Origin of the sequence: Acinetobacter sp. V104_13 (assembly GCF_031798995.1) — a bacterium.
GTDB classification, from domain to species: Bacteria; Pseudomonadota; Gammaproteobacteria; order Pseudomonadales; family Moraxellaceae; genus Acinetobacter; species Acinetobacter pittii.
The window spans coordinates 322,297-338,007 of sequence record NZ_JAVQNP010000027.1; the positions used below are offsets into that span (position 1 = coordinate 322,297).

14 protein-coding genes are annotated in these 15,711 nt (G+C 37.5%); 12 read left to right on the forward strand and 2 right to left on the reverse strand.

Annotated elements, in window-relative coordinates:
* Positions 1–2 precede the first annotated feature (2 nt).
* The 7 genes from RMB06_RS14305 (at position 3) to putP (ending at position 7,452) form a co-directional block, all read left to right on the forward strand.
* The gene (locus RMB06_RS14305) at positions 3–539 is read left to right on the forward strand and encodes a DUF2058 domain-containing protein (RefSeq protein ID WP_311080051.1); all 537 of its coding nucleotides are present in this window, start codon (positions 3–5) and stop codon (positions 537–539) included.
* A 361-nt stretch (positions 540–900) separates the two neighbouring features.
* Positions 901–2,748, forward strand: coding sequence for an ABC transporter ATP-binding protein (locus tag RMB06_RS14310; RefSeq protein WP_014206581.1), 1,848 nt, complete (start codon positions 901–903; stop codon positions 2,746–2,748).
* On the forward strand, positions 2,748–3,188 hold the full coding sequence (locus tag RMB06_RS14315; RefSeq protein WP_002121358.1) for a MaoC family dehydratase: 441 nt from the start codon (positions 2,748–2,750) through the stop codon (positions 3,186–3,188). Before RMB06_RS14310 ends, RMB06_RS14315 begins: the two co-directional genes overlap by 1 nt.
* A gap of 108 nt (positions 3,189–3,296) precedes the next feature.
* Positions 3,297–4,322 carry an AraC family transcriptional regulator gene (locus tag RMB06_RS14320; protein ID WP_002121430.1) on the forward strand — a complete coding sequence of 342 codons (1,026 nt, stop codon included), beginning with the start codon at positions 3,297–3,299 and terminating at the stop codon, positions 4,320–4,322.
* 37 nt (positions 4,323–4,359) lie between these two features.
* Positions 4,360–4,734: a glycine cleavage system protein GcvH gene (gcvH, locus tag RMB06_RS14325; protein WP_005069578.1), complete on the forward strand. Its 375-nt coding sequence runs from the start codon at positions 4,360–4,362 to the stop codon at positions 4,732–4,734.
* A 106-nt stretch (positions 4,735–4,840) separates the two neighbouring features.
* Complete coding sequence (locus RMB06_RS14330; RefSeq protein ID WP_311080052.1) at positions 4,841–5,548, forward strand: Sir2 family NAD-dependent protein deacetylase; 708 nt, start codon at positions 4,841–4,843, stop codon at positions 5,546–5,548.
* A 413-nt stretch (positions 5,549–5,961) separates the two neighbouring features.
* Positions 5,962–7,452, forward strand: coding sequence for a sodium/proline symporter PutP (putP, locus tag RMB06_RS14335; protein WP_311080054.1), 1,491 nt, complete (start codon positions 5,962–5,964; stop codon positions 7,450–7,452).
* A 34-nt stretch (positions 7,453–7,486) separates the two neighbouring features.
* On the opposite strand, the gene RMB06_RS14340 is transcribed toward putP, so the two are convergent.
* On the reverse strand, positions 7,487–7,975 hold the full coding sequence (locus RMB06_RS14340) for an Lrp/AsnC ligand binding domain-containing protein (RefSeq protein WP_005304655.1): 489 nt from the start codon (positions 7,973–7,975) through the stop codon (positions 7,487–7,489).
* 124 nt (positions 7,976–8,099) lie between these two features.
* Between RMB06_RS14340 and putA the strand changes: the two genes are divergently transcribed.
* The 4 genes from putA to RMB06_RS14360 all read left to right on the forward strand — a co-directional run bounded on the left by putA (position 8,100) and on the right by RMB06_RS14360 (position 14,103).
* A complete protein-coding gene (gene putA / locus RMB06_RS14345; RefSeq protein ID WP_311080056.1) occupies positions 8,100–11,852 on the forward strand; it encodes a trifunctional transcriptional regulator/proline dehydrogenase/L-glutamate gamma-semialdehyde dehydrogenase in 3,753 nt (1,250 codons plus the stop codon).
* A gap of 105 nt (positions 11,853–11,957) precedes the next feature.
* Positions 11,958–12,425, forward strand: coding sequence for a GrpB family protein (locus RMB06_RS14350; RefSeq protein WP_064784064.1), 468 nt, complete (start codon positions 11,958–11,960; stop codon positions 12,423–12,425).
* 113 nt (positions 12,426–12,538) lie between these two features.
* Positions 12,539–13,624, forward strand: a complete 1,086-nt coding sequence (gene trmA, locus RMB06_RS14355; protein ID WP_311080057.1) for a tRNA (uridine(54)-C5)-methyltransferase TrmA — start codon at positions 12,539–12,541, stop codon at positions 13,622–13,624.
* Between the two features lie 248 nt (positions 13,625–13,872).
* Positions 13,873–14,103 carry a hypothetical protein gene (locus RMB06_RS14360; RefSeq protein ID WP_000011679.1) on the forward strand — a complete coding sequence of 77 codons (231 nt, stop codon included), beginning with the start codon at positions 13,873–13,875 and terminating at the stop codon, positions 14,101–14,103.
* A 36-nt stretch (positions 14,104–14,139) separates the two neighbouring features.
* On the opposite strand, the gene RMB06_RS14365 is transcribed toward RMB06_RS14360, so the two are convergent.
* Positions 14,140–14,886: a phosphodiester glycosidase family protein gene (locus tag RMB06_RS14365; RefSeq protein ID WP_311080060.1), complete on the reverse strand. Its 747-nt coding sequence runs from the start codon at positions 14,884–14,886 to the stop codon at positions 14,140–14,142.
* Positions 14,887–15,079: 193 nt separating this feature from the next.
* Between RMB06_RS14365 and RMB06_RS14370 the strand changes: the two genes are divergently transcribed.
* Entirely contained in the window at positions 15,080–15,670 is a 591-nt protein-coding gene (locus RMB06_RS14370) for a lecithin retinol acyltransferase family protein (RefSeq protein ID WP_126646049.1), read from the forward strand.
* Positions 15,671–15,711: the final 41 nt, after the last annotated feature.

Below are 15,711 nucleotides of genomic sequence, written 5' to 3' on the forward strand. Positions count from 1 at the left end.
ACATGGTTAAAAATGCCTTACAAGCACAGCTATTAAAAGCTGGTTTAGTTGATAATAAAAAAGCAAAAAAATTAACAAAGCAAGCTCATCACGAACAACGTCTTGGGCTAAGTAATGAAGCTGAAATCAAAGCAAATATTGAAAAAGCTCAACAAGAAAAGTTAGCTAAAGATCAGGCTTTAAATTTAGAAAAACAGAAACAGCTTGAAGAAAGAGCACTTAAAGCATCAATCATTCAGATGATTAAGCAGCACAAAATTACTGATTTTGCTGGGGATGTAGCTTATCAATTTATTGATGAAAATAAAATCAAAAAAGTGTATCTATCTCAGCAAGTTTATAATGCACTTGTTGCAGGTAGCCTAGTTATTGCTAAAGATCAAGATCAATACGCCTATCTTCCAAAAGCTTTAGGTGAAAAAATTGATCAAAAAATGCAAGGCTTCATTTTGATTAATAATGCTGAGAAAAACGAACAAGCCACTGATGAGGAAGATCCATATGCAGCATATGTTATTCCAGATGACTTAATGTGGTAATACGATACTTAGGCCTTTATGACCAAAATCTAAAGGCCTTTTCTAATATGTGTAGCTGTAATAATTTAACAAATGTTCAAAATACTAATAAAAAATACTTAAAGAATAAATTCCTTCACCCTTTATCTATTAATCTCGATATAATGAATAATATTTTTAGTCCTCGCGACGTTCTTGAAGATTTCTTCGAGTCTCCATTTTTGCGTCATGTATTAATTTAAGACGTACAACATTATCAGTTCATGTGTATTTGCATATATTCACAAGATCAAAACCCTAAGTGATATTGATCTAACTGACTTTTTGCAAATTAAATTGCAAAGATTTAATTAAGTGGCTTTTGTGTCAAAGGTAGTAATTCATGCTGAAGTGGTTTGAAAAACTTGTAGATCCCTACCCAACTAAAGGTTTAGATGAACCTTTACCGACTCGTTTTTTCCCATTTGTGTGGCAAGCTACGGAAGGCCTACGCCCTTATTTATTCTTACTCATTCTTTTTACAGCAGGTGCTGCAAGCTTTGAAGCCTTACTTTTTTCAAAGATTGGACAACTCGTAGACTGGTTAAGTAAAAGTCATCCGGAAAGCTTTTTAAGTCAGCATGCTACTGATTTACTCATTTTGATTGCGGTCTTATTTACCAACATCTTTTTTGTAAATATTCAATCTATTATCAAACATCAGATTTTATATAGCACCTTCCCAATGCGTTTGCGCTGGCGTTTCCATAATCTTTTGTTGAAACAAAGCTTAGACTTTTTCCATAACGACTTTGCAGGACGACTTTCTGCGAAGGTTATGCAAACAGCATTAGCAATCCGTGAGTTCTGGATTATTTTGGGTGACATGTTGGCATACGTCAGCATTTACTTCATTACAGTCAGCATTGTTCTTGGCGCAATTTCACCAATTTTACTTATTCCACTTTTAGTTTGGTTAAGTCTATTCTTATTAAGTGCATGGTTCTTCATCCCCCGCTTAAGTAAAGTTTCTCAACAACAAGCAGATGCTAGAGCGATCATGACGGGCCGCGTAACAGATGCATACACCAACATCCAAACAGTAAAACTATTTGCTCATGCTGGTCGTGAAAGCCAATATGCAAAAGCATCGATGAAAGAGTTTATGACCACAGTCTATGCCCAAATGCGTTTAGGCACTCTCTTTGAAGTCAGCATCAATATGTTGTCTGCTGTTTTGTTTGTAGGTGTAATTGGTACTTCTGTGTGGCTATGGACCCAAGGTTTAGCAGCATTAGGTGTAATCGCAGCAACTACTGCAATGATTTTAAAACTTAATAGTATGGCTGAATTTATGATGTGGCATATGTCAGCCTTATTTGAAAATGTTGGAACCATCCAAGATGGTATGCAAACATTAGGTAAAAAAATCAATATTCAAGACAAACCAGATGCGAAACCACTTGCAGTGACCAAAGGTGAGATTGTATTTAAAGATGTAAGTTTTGCTTATAACAATAAAAATGTGATTGATCACTTCAACTTGCATATTAGAGCAGGTGAAAAAATAGGAATTGTGGGCCGTTCTGGCGCAGGAAAGTCTACGCTGATTCAGTTGCTTTTACATTTTTACCATCTTAAGCAAGGTGCTATTTTAATTGATGGCCAAAACATCGAAGATGTAACTCAAGATAGTTTAAGAGCTAATATTGCTTTAGTTACTCAAGATACGTCTTTATTACATCGCTCAGTTGCAGAAAATATTAAATATGGTCGCCCAGATGCATCTGATGCAGACATGGAGAATGCTGTAAATAAAGCCAAAGCTGCTGAATTTATTCCGCAATTAGTTGATTTAAAAGGACGTAGTGGTTATAACGCTCAAGTAGGTGAACGTGGTGTTAAACTTTCTGGTGGTCAAAGACAGCGTATTGCCATTGCACGTGTATTCTTAAAAGATGCTCCTATTCTTATTTTAGATGAAGCAACTAGTGCCTTAGACTCAGAAGTTGAAGCAGCAATTCAGTCAAGTTTAAATGACCTGATGGTTGATAAAACCGTTATTGCAATTGCACACCGTTTATCTACTATTGCACAAATGGACCGTTTAATCGTTCTTGATGAAGGTCGAATTGCTGAGCAAGGAACTCATGAAGAGTTAATTGCGCAAAATGGTATATACGCACAGTTATGGAAACGTCAAACAGGGGGTTTCCTAATTGAACAAAAAGTATTACAGGGTCAAGATTAATGCTTTATTTAGAAGATTTGAAAATTGGTGATCGTTTCATTAGCCGTGAATATGAAATTACCTTAGATGAAATCAAAAAATTCGCAAGCTCCTATGACCCTCAACCCTTCCATATAGATGAAGAACAAGCTAAGCACGATCCAATTTTTCAAGGAATTGCTGCTAGCGGTTGGCATACTTCTGCAATTACTATGCGGTTATGGACGGAATGTATGCCGATTCATGGCGGCCTAATTGGTTCAGAATCTAGCTTACGGTGGCCACGCCCCACTCGGCCAGGTGATAAAATTCATGTGGAAGCAGAAATTTCAGCGATCACACCATCCAAAACAAAATTAGATCGTGGTATTGTAAGTTACGTTACGCAAGCCTTAAATCAAAATGGCGACGTATTACTTATTTCAACAACAAAAATTGTTGTCTTTAAAAAGAATGTTTAAAACATGGTTGATATGATTGTCTAACAGTTTTTATAAACTCAGATTATATTTCATGACAAGATGTGTAAGAAATGCATGTGACAAATTGATGAGAGCAATGGAACGCATATGAAAATTACCTCAGCTCGTCAAGATCAAGGTATTCCGGGAGTCTATGGCTTATTGCTATTAGATGTTGTTTCGCGTTGGGGATATAACGATGAAACATTATTTGCTCCATTTCATCTTACTAGTGAGCAACTGGCCGATCCTGATTATCGTATTTCTACACCTGTAGCAAATGAACTAGTTAAACACGCGCTTAATTTAACTGGTGAAACCACGTTGGGGTACCATCTTGGTACTCAAATGCGTATTTCGATTCATGGCTTCATTGGCTATGCGATTATGACAGCCAAAGATATTACAGAAGCAATTGCCCTTGCAGCACGCTTTATTCAACTACGTCTACCTTTTTTACAACTCTATTTTTCAACGTTTGGGCCAAAAGCTACCCTACAATTACAGTGTGACATCGAACTTGAACCTCTAAGAACAGAAATCGTTTTAGGTTTGACCATTGGTATTATGAGTATGGCAAAAGCGATTACGGGTATCGAAGATTTAGCTGGTGATGTAGATTTGGACTTTCCTGAACCAGAAGGCTTTGAAAAGTATAGAAATAAACTAAGCAGCACAATTCGCTTCAACCAGCCACATCTGATTTCAAGTTTTGATAAAAAATACTTAGGAATTAAATTAGTTAATGCTGATCCTATCGCAAGTCAGGTTGCTATTAATCAGTGCGAAGCCGAACTTTCCGCTTTAGGTGAGCGCCGTCGCTTAGCAATGCGAGTTCGTGATATTTTAAGTAATTCTGAACAACATTATTTAAGCATTGAAAATGTAGCTGAATGTCTACACATGTCAGACCGCACGCTAAAGCGCCAATTAGCCGCTGAAGGAACTTCATTTTCTACATTGGTTGATGAAGTGCGCTATCGACATGCAACATCTCTACTTTCACGTACAGATTATAGTCTGGAACAAATTGCAGATGAACTTGGCTATTCAGACGTTGCAAATTTTAGCCGTGCTTTTAAACGCTGGAGTGGCCGTAGCCCAAGCAACTGGCGTAAAGACCCATACTTATAATGTTTAAAACTATTGGACACAAGCTTAAGGAGTTACCATGAATCATCCTTCGGAACTGAAGTATGCACGTACACATGAGTGGGTAAAGATTGAGGGTGATCTTGTTATTACAGGGATTACCGATCATGCACAAGATGAACTTGGCGATTTGGTTTACGTTGAAACTCCGGAAGTTGGGAGTAAAGTTACTGCTGGCGAACAAGCTGGTGTGGTTGAATCAGTAAAAACTGCTTCTGACATCCATGCTCCTGTTTCAGGCACTGTAGTAGAAGTAAATACTGACCTTGAAGATGATCCTGATTTTGTAAATGACGATCCATATGGAAAAGGCTGGATTTATAAAATCAAACCAGACAACATTGCAGATGTTGAAAAACTTTTAACAAATGCAGAATATGAAGCTGGCTTATAAAAGATAGCTATAGCTTTTCATATTTAATAAAAACCAGTTTGTTTAGTCTTAAACTGGTTTTTTCTTTATCTATTCAAAATCTATTCAAATTCAGTTTTACGAATCGGTGACTTCTATGACAAAGCTTGTTGTATTCTCTGGCGCTGGCATGAGTGCCGAAAGTGGAATTAGCACTTTTCGTGACAGCAATGGCTTATGGGAAAATTACGACATCCAACAAGTTGCCACACCTGACGCATGGCAAAAGAATCCTGCTTTAGTTCAACGCTTTTATAATGAGCGACGTAAAAATATTTTAGAGGCTGAACCTAACGAAGCTCATCAATATATTGCCAAACTACAAGACTACTTTGACGTACAAGTGATTACTCAAAATATTGATGATTTACATGAACGGGCTGGGAGTTCTAACGTTTTACACTTGCATGGAAACATTCGTTTAGCGAAAAGCTCTGGCCCGAATGCACAATTTACAACACAGTTTTACGATATTAATGGCTGGAAGCTAGATTTAGAACAAGACTTTTGCCCAGATGGCTATCCCCTGCGTCCACATGTAGTCTGGTTCGGTGAAGCTGTACCCGCTTATGAAGAAGCAATTCAATTAGTACAAAGTGCAGATATTTTTATTGTGATCGGCTCGACATTAAGCGTATATCCTGTTGCGGCTTTAGTTCATGAAACTTCAAATCAATGTAAAGCCTACTATATAGATCCCAATGCGGATCATCTGCGTGTTCCCCACCAATATGAATTATTAAAGATGTCAGCGACTCAAGGAATGCATAAACTTTTTGAAAATTTAATCGGCTAATTGCTATTTTTAGACACTAAATAAGCCCAACGTACATAAAAAAAATTATTAAATGAACAAAAAAAAGTCGTTTTTTTTAACTTTATTCTCAATTTCTATAAATTTTTTTTGACTAATAGCCTATTTATAACTCTATATCGATTTAGTTTTTTGCAGAATGGCGTTTTTTTGCTGAAAAATTTAAAAAAAAATAAATATTAAAAAATTATAAGTTAATGATTAATATTATAATTTTACATCTATAAAATCAATTTATTTCAAGTTACACAATGATACAAAAGTACAATATAAAAATAACAGTGCAAAAAAAATCTTTTGTGGTTGAATCTCAACCTCTTGGATGCCGTACAAGAAAACAGCGACCTGGATTAGGTTACAATCACGGATTATGGATATAAGGACACACATCCATTATGAGTTATTTTGATCCCACCCTCATCATGTTTATGGTGTACATCGTAGCAATGGTACTTATCGGCTTATTTGCCTACCGTGCTACAAGCGACTTCTCAGATTATATTCTCGGTGGTCGTAGTTTAGGCAGTTTCGTAACTGCATTATCCGCAGGCGCATCAGACATGAGTGGTTGGCTGCTCATGGGTTTACCAGGCGCAATTTATCTTTCTGGTTTATCTGAAGCGTGGATTGCAATTGGTCTCATTATCGGTGCTTGGCTTAACTGGCTACTGGTTGCTGGTCGATTACGCGTTCATACTGAAGTCCAAAATAATGCACTCACGTTGCCAGATTATTTTACAAGTCGTTTTGACGATCAGAAAAAAGTACTTCGTATTTTCTCTGCCGTTATCATCTTGGTTTTCTTCGCAATTTATTGTGCTTCAGGCATGGTAGCAGGCGCCCGTTTATTTGAAAATTTATTCGGAATGTCATACACCACTGCTATTTGGCTCAGCGCAATTGCAACCATCAGTTATGTTTGTATCGGTGGATTCTTAGCGATTAGCTGGACCGATACGTTCCAAGCTGGCCTAATGATTTTTGCTTTGTTATTAACACCAATCGTAACTTATCTTGCAATCGGCGATACAACACAATTTGTGACACTTATTGAAACTGCTCGTCCACATGCGTTTAACATCATCTCAGATTTGAGTATTGTGGCGGTTCTCTCCTCCATGGCATGGGGTTTGGGTTACTTTGGTCAACCACATATCCTTGTACGTTTCATGGCTGCTGACTCTGTAAAATCAATTCCTGCTGCGCGCCGTATTGGTATGACTTGGATGATTTTATGTTTAGCTGGTGCAGTCGGTGCTGGTTTCTTCGGTATTGCTTACTTTGAGCAACACCCTGAACTAGCAGCAGTTGTAAGCAAAAATCCTGAAACAGTATTTATGGAATTGACTAAAATCTTATTCAATCCATGGATTGTAGGTATCATTCTTGCTGCGATTTTAGCAGCCGTGATGAGTACATTGAGCTGTCAGCTTTTGGTATGTTCAAGTGCATTAACAGAAGATTTATACAAAGGTTTCATTCGTAAGAATGCATCTCAGAAAGAGCTTGTATGGGTTGGCCGTGTTATGGTTCTTGCAATTGCTGTTCTTGCGATTGCTCTTGCTGGTAACCCAGACAGTAAAGTTCTTGGCCTTGTTGCTTATGCATGGGCTGGTTTCGGTGCTGCATTTGGTCCGCTTATCATCTTGTCATTGTTCTGGAAACGTATGAATTTACAAGGTGCTCTAGCGGGTATGATCGTTGGTGCAGTTGTAGTGATTGGCTGGAAAAATCTTTTCGCAGACACTGGTGTTTACGAAATTATCCCAGGCTTTATCCTTGCATTTATCAGCATCATTGTAGTGAGTCTTTTAACTAAAGCGCCAAATACAACAGTAACTGGCCGCTTTGAAAAAGCAGATGAACTCTACAAAGAAAGCGTATAAGTTATTGAAATAAATCAAAGGGGCTTCGGCCCCTTTATTTATTTTTAGTTTTGATTTTAATTTTTGAAGTATCTTTTACAACTTGCATAACTGGATAACTACGAGTCTCTTTTACCCCCGGCAATTGCCACAGCACCTGCCCTGCAATACGTCTAAATTCTTCCATACTGCCGCTTCGTAATTTAATTAAAAAATCAAAGCCACCGCTCACCATATGACATTCAACAATTTCTGGATAGTGAACCACAGCATCAATAAACTCATCTAAAACATTAGGTGTGGTTTTATCTAGTAATACTTCAACGAACACCAAAAAATTTGCGTTTAACTTAACCGGATTCAATTTTGCTTCATATCCCAAAATAAAATCATCTTTTGTCAACTTCTGCACTCGAGCCATAACAGCTGTTGGCGACAAGTTAACAAGTTCCGCCAATTTACTATTAGAAATTCGCCCATCTGTTTGAAGAATATCCAAAATTTTTAAATCAGTACGGTCAAGGCTTAATATTGGGCCATTCATCTGAATTTTCCTCTAAAAAATGGGCTAAATATAGTGAGTTATTCGGTGTTTCTTCTGTAATGATAAATTATCTAAACCTCTCTACTCAAGAAGGGAGTATGAGAGTTGCTTGGCGGAAACTGATATGAACACAATGGATACTTTTCATCAAATGGATAAATCTCACCAAGGCTATATCACCGAATTTAACGATAAAAGTGAGTTTGAACAACGCATTAATACAGCTTGGCGACGTGCTGAACCAGAAGCTGTAGAAGAGCTATTACAAGCTGCCGCGGTATCTGATGATTTAGATCATAAAATTTATGATCTTGCTTTTAATCTTGCCAATAATTTACGTGAACGTAAGACCTCTTCGGGTAAAGCAGGTATTGTTCAAGGGTTATTACAAGAATTCTCTCTTTCTTCACAAGAAGGCGTGGCGCTTATGTGTCTTGCCGAAGCTTTACTTCGTATTCCAGACTCAGCAACACGTGATTTGCTTATTCGAGATAAAATCAATCAAGGTAACTGGAAAGAACACGTTGGCCAAAGCAGCTTAATGTTTGTAAATGCTGCAGCATGGGGTCTCATGTTAACTGGTAAGCTGATGGAAACCCCTAAGCAAACTAGTCTTTCAAGTGTACTTACTGGTCTTTTAGCACGTAGTGGTCGTGGTATTATTCGTAAAGCCGTTGACGTCGCAATGCGTATGATGGGTGAACAGTTTGTGACTGGTGAAACCATTGAAGAAGCTGTAGACCACGCCAAAGTACTCGAAGACAAAGGGTTCCGCTATTCTTATGACATGTTGGGTGAAGCAGCTTTAACCGAACATGATGCTGAACGCTACTTTAGCGATTACACACAAGCCATTCATGCAATTGGTAAAGCATCTAATGGTAAAGGCGTTTATGATGGCCCAGGTATTTCAATTAAGCTTTCTGCTTTACATCCTCGCTATCAACGTGCGCAAATTGAACGTGTTCACAAAGAACTCTACGGTAAAGTATTTGAACTCGCTCTTTTGGCTAAAAAATACAATATTGGTTTAAATATTGATGCTGAAGAATCAGAACGTTTAGAAATTTCTCTTGAGTTACTTGAACGTCTTTGCTTCGAGCCGGAACTTGCGAACTGGAAAGGCATTGGTTTCGTAATTCAAGCTTATCAAAAACGCTGTTTCTTCGTGGTTGATTATATTATTGACCTTGCTAAACGCAGCCAAAAGCGTCTCATGATCCGCCTTGTAAAAGGCGCATATTGGGACAGCGAAATTAAAAAAGCGCAAATCGAAGGTATGGATGACTACCCTGTCTTCACTCGTAAAGTACATACCGATTTATCTTATATCGCTTGTGCTAAAAAATTACTTGCAGCGCCTGAGTTCATCTATCCGCAATTTGCCACTCATAATGCCCAAACATTGGCAACGATTTATCATTTAGCTGATCCAAGCAAATATTATGCTGGTCAATATGAGTTCCAATGCTTACATGGCATGGGCGAACCGCTTTATGAACAAGTTGTTGGTCCACGTGAGCAAAATAAATTAGGCGTACCATGCCGTATTTATGCTCCCGTTGGTAACCATGAAACGTTGTTAGCTTATTTAGTTCGTCGTTTACTTGAAAATGGCGCGAATACTTCATTCGTTAACCGTATTGCCGATAAGACACTTAAAGTTGAAGATCTTATCCAGTCTCCAATTTACGATATTCATCATGCAGCTAAGCTTGAAGGTTCAGTTGGCTTAAAACACCCATCTATTCCTCTACCTTTAGATATGTACGGAACGCTTCGTAAAAATTCTAAAGGTTATGACTTAGCAAATGACACCCCACTTGCAGCATTAGATAGCACAGCTCAAGAATTACGTAATCGTATTTGGCAAAGTCATCCATTATTGGCAAATAACGAGTCGTTAGAGCAAGGTCATTCTGTTGCAATTACAAACCCAGCACAAAATGATGAAATTGTTGGTTATGTGCAAGAAGCTGATCTTAAGCATGTTGAAATTGCGCTTAATGCAGCTGAACAAGCTCAGTCAGAATGGTCAAATACGCCTAAAGAACAGCGTGCTCAACACTTAAAACATGCAGCTGACCTAATGGAAAGCCGCATTCAAGAGTTGATGGTATTACTTTGCCGTGAAAGTGGGAAAACTTATGCCAATGCGATTGCAGAAGTTCGTGAAGCTGTAGATTTCTTACGTTATTACGCAACTCAAGTTGAGAATCTTCCTGCAAATACAGCTATTCAGCCTTTAGGTACTGTACTTTGTATTAGCCCGTGGAACTTCCCTCTTGCAATTTTCTCTGGCCAAATTGCTGCAGCATTAGTCAGTGGTAACTGCGTTATTGCTAAACCTGCTGAACAAACCCCATTAATCGCAGCTCAAGCAGTTCAGATTTTATGGGAAGCTGGTATTCCACATGGTGCTGTACAGCTACTTCCTGGCCGCGGTGAAACAGTAGGTGCTCAGCTTAGCCAAGATAGCCGTATTGATGGCATCATGTTTACTGGTTCGACTGAAGTTGCAAAAATTTTACAGAAAACCGTTGCGAAACGTTTATCTGAAAATGGTCAATCTATTCCTCTCATTGCAGAGACTGGCGGTCAAAATGCAATGATTGTGGATTCATCTGCATTAACTGAACAAGTCGTACTCGATGTTGTAAGTTCCGCCTTTGATAGCGCGGGTCAACGTTGCTCTGCTTTACGTATTTTATGTGTACAAGAAGACAGCGCTGCAACCGTTATTAAAATGCTTAAAGGTGCAATGCAACAGTTAATTGTAGGGAACCCTGCAATTTTAAAAACTGACATTGGTCCTGTTATTGATGACGAAGCAAAACAGACGATTGATCAACACATCCAAAAAATGAAGTCGAAAGGCTATCCAGTACATCAGTTGATGTTTGGAGCAACAAGCCAGAATGAACTAGATAAAGGAACCTTTGTTGTACCAACAGCAATTGAACTCCCTAACCTTGATGATTTGCAGCGCGAAGTTTTTGGTCCAGTTCTCCACATCATTACCTATAAGTATGGCGAGCTTGAGCAGTTGATCTCACGTATTAATGCCAAAGGTTATGGTTTAACAATGGGTCTGCATACCCGTATTGATGAAACCATCCAAACAGTCATTCAGCATGCTGAAGTGGGTAACCTTTATATCAACCGTAATATTGTGGGTGCTGTCGTTGGTGTACAACCATTCGGTGGTGAGGGTTTATCTGGTACAGGCCCGAAAGCTGGTGGTCCGCTTTACATGTATCGCTTGATGCAGCAGTGTTCAAACAAAGTATTGGCAACACCATTTGCTATGAAAACTGAGCAAACTGCTTTTGAAGGCTTTAACCGTGAGGTTTATAAGAGCTTACAAAATTGGGCGAAACAGCATTTACTGCAAGCAAATCGTGAGATTGAACCATTTGGTGTAGGTAAATTCTATGAGTTACAAGGCCCTACTGGGGAAAGTAACCAATATATTATTTTGCCGCGTCATCGTGTGCTTTCAATTGCAGACACTGAACAAAATCAATTGCATCAGTTGCTCGCAATTTTTGCAGTGGGTAGCCAAGCGGCCGTAATGCCAAATAGTCCGTTATTGGCAAAATACAAACAAACATTGCCAAAAGATGTGCTTGCTGCAATTACTACAGTTAAAAATATCGCATCAGATGATTTTGATGCAGTTTTACATCATGGTAATCGCGAAGAGATCTTCTCATTACAGCAAGCGATTGCTACTCGTTCTGGTGCAATTGTCGGTATTACGCATGTTGAGCCGAATGAAACTATTCCACTTGAGCGTTTAGTGATTGAACGTGCAATTAGTGTGAATACAGCTGCAGCTGGTGGTAACGCAAGCTTAATGACAATGACTGATTAATTGATAATTTTTCTAAAAAGCCCGAATCTCAGTATTTGGGCTTTTTTATTTAATAAAGTAATCTATTCTTAACTATATAAATTTTATCAAATTGAGATTCTAATAATGGTCTTTTTAGAACCAGAACAATATCAACAAAGATGCGCTCAGCTTTTTAATTCATATCAAAAAGATATTTCCACACTTCTACCATTTGCCAAAATTGAGCATATTGGTTCATCTGCAATACCGAATGCAATTTCAAAAGGTGATTTAGATATTTATATTGAAGTTATGTCTGAGCAATTCGAATTCGCAATAGAACAATTAAAAACACTTAATTTTATCGAAAAACAAAATACATTAAGAACACATGAGCTTTGTATGCTCGAATCACTCAACAATGATGATGTAGCATTTCAAATTGTAGTCACGGATTCAATATTCACATTTTTCTTAACATTTAAAAATAAGCTTATAAGCTCACCCAAGTTGGTTAATGAATATAATGAATTAAAATTACAGTGTAGCCATTTAGACCCCGATCAATATAGAACAATAAAATCAGATTTTATTAATCGTGTTTTAAATTAGCTGTAGTTTAGACACCTCCCTTCTCTTATGAATATCTGGTTAAAATTGGCTCCTGTAAGTTCAATTTTTTTGATACCATTCACTATTTGATTCTGTCTAAATTTTCTTTGTCTATGACCTCTTCTTATCGTCAACAACTTCAAGCTAAAATTGAACGTATTACTACTCAATTTTCTGAATTTACACCACCTACATTAGAAGTGTTTGAATCACCTGAACAACATTTCCGTATGCGTGCTGAATTTCGTATCTGGCATACAGACAATGATATGTTCTATGCCATGTTTGAGCGTAATGATGACGACAAGCAAAAAACCGTTGTACGCATTGATGAGTTTCCAATTGCAGATCATAGCATCAATGATTTAATGCCAAAGCTCTTGGAAGAACTCAAGGCTGAGCCTAAGCTCTCTAACCGTTTATTTGAAGCTGATTTCCTCGCAACACTTAGCGGAGAAATGTTGGTTACCCTAATTTATCACCGTAAACTGGATCAAGAATGGGAACAAGCAGCTAAAGCGCTTGCCGATAAATTAGATATTAAGATTATGGGCCGTAGTCGTGGCCAGAAAATTGTTATTGGCGATGATTTCGTTGTTGAAGAATTCGAACTTTTAAATCGTTCATTTAAATATAAACAAATCGAAAGTAGCTTTACCCAGCCTAATGCACAAGTTTGCAAAAAAATGCTGCAATGGGCATGTGATGCAGCTGAAGGATCAAAGAAACATTTATTAGAACTCTATTGTGGTAATGGTAATTTTACGCTTCCGCTCTCTTTAAAGTTCGAACGAGTATTGGCTACCGAGCTTGCAAAATCCTCTGTTTATGCAGCTCAATGGAACATAGAACAAAACCAAATCGATAATATTCAAGTAGCACGCCTATCGGCTGAAGAGTTTACTCAAGCTTATCAAGGTGAGCGCGAATTCCGCCGTCTACAAGAAGCGAATATTGATATTCAGAGCTATGACTTTGACACCGTATTTGTAGATCCACCGCGTGCAGGAATTGATGATGAGACTTTAAAACTTCTACAAGGTTTTGAACGTATTATCTACATTTCATGTAACCCTGACACGCTATATGAAAATTTAAAAACTCTCAGTCAAACTCATCGAGTGAATAAATTCGCCTTATTTGATCAGTTCCCTTATACGCATCATGTCGAGTCTGGTGTTTTACTTGAGAAGATTTAAACAAAATCTTTCATTGTAAAGTTTTAAATAAGGAGGTTATATACCTCCTTATTTTTTTACGTTTTATTAGTTAAGTATTTAAATTTTCAAAAAATATCAAGTCATCTATTCGTCATAATTTCGTTTAACTCAAGCATTCCCATCGAAAATTCTCGAGTTCAATTGGTGGATTTATCACTTATGGAGTCTTGTATTTTATTTTAGATTGGCTATATTTCGAGCTATGTTAGGTTGTATATGAAGGCTCTATGAGTTTTTGGCAAAAGCTGTTCTTGGCAGATCAACAGCATAACGAGCATAAAAACCAAACTGCTTGTGTTGAAAATGACTGCTCATGTAAAACTAATGAACAACTTCTAAGTGCACTTGCACAAGCAACAGATGAAGATGTCATTAAGGGAATTAAAAAAGTTCTTATTTCCCGTGGTTATAGCCGAAAAGAGTTAAATGAACTCACTCAAAAACCATCTATTCATTAATTAAAAAGCCAGTCTTGTACTGGCTTTTTTTATATTTCACTTCAATGCACAATTGGACTCGTCTACCCAACCGACCATTGGTCCCATTTGAAATTGCTGATCGTTCCGATTGTTCTTTTGCATATATAAACTAGAAATAGAACCATCAAGATATAAAGCCTGCTCCACCTTAAGGTTTCTTTGAAAAAACTCGGCAAAATTATAGAAATTCACCCTATTTTTCGATATTACAAAGTAAAGTTTATTATCTCGAATACCAACTCCATTACGAATTTTCTTTGATTGAGAGTCTGGTAAAAAAAGGGAATTTATCTTTCCATCAATAACTAACATTGGCCCAGATTGTGTTGCATAATCAACTTTCAAATTTTTTCGGCTATATTGTTGCGTAGTTAAAACAAATGCCTGTTTTTTATTCCAAGCTAATACACCATTCGGCTGTAAAAAGAAATTTCCCAATCCTTTATGCTCATTTAAGGGCTGAATTACCTTAGCTGGTTCAACATACAACCCTACTGGAGAAAATCCTAAATGGAACATCCCCGCATTCATTGCAAAGCTAAGCTGCTCGCACTGCTTTAATTGTTCATTAATTTTATTAAAGCTTTTATAGTATTGCTGATTATTAGGATTCTTTAAAAACAAGCGTAATACTTTAAAATCACTGATCGAGACCACATCGTATTGATCACCTTCGACCGTTTTAACCTGCTGATGTGCTATAGCATATGCAGTCTGAAATAAAAGCCCATACAAAGCTAAGCACCCGACGACCCATTTCATTGAATAACACCTGACATGACATTTTCCCTTCATATTAAGTTCTTAAATTATATACAAGAAATATGAATAGATTGGATATGCATCAAATTCTTTCATTCGACGTAATCAATACACTGCAAATTGCTGATATTGGTTATAATGTTTAGTAGCTTTTCAATAAAAGCCATTTACACTTTATTGGATCAGCGTAAGCATGCAACAACCGAATAAACGCTACCCTTTAGGGGCTCACCTCATCGTAAAGCATCTCGGCTATAGCCATCATGGTATATATGCAGGGAGAGGTCGAGTTATCCATTATTCCGGCTTAGCTCATTTCATCAAAAAACGCCCGATTGAAATCACTTCAATAGATGCTTTCTCGCATGGCAAAAAAATACACGTCCGTTCTTATGACAGACCTCGTTATAAAGGAAAGATTGTGGTTCGCCGAATGCGTTCACGTATGCATGAAAACCACTATCATTTGATTATTAATAACTGTGAACATCTATGTAGTTGGGCAATTACGGGCATTGAAAGTAGCACTCAAGTTGAACGTATGATGCATCGTTTAACAACTATTGGCTATGTAAGCTCAATCATGAGCTATATGAATGGTATGATGCTCACCGTTGCAACTACATGTTTTGCTCTGGTTCTTTATATTAAAAAGAAACTGCGCGATCAGGCAAAAAGAAAAGTCCCTACTTACCAGTTCTTAAGAGAAAAATCGCAGAAAAGAAATATCGATCCTTCAGCGCCTTTAGTATTTATAGACCCAGATAAAAAAGAGCCAGTCTAAATAAAAAAGCCCTCATATTTGAGGGCTTTTTAGAAAACTTA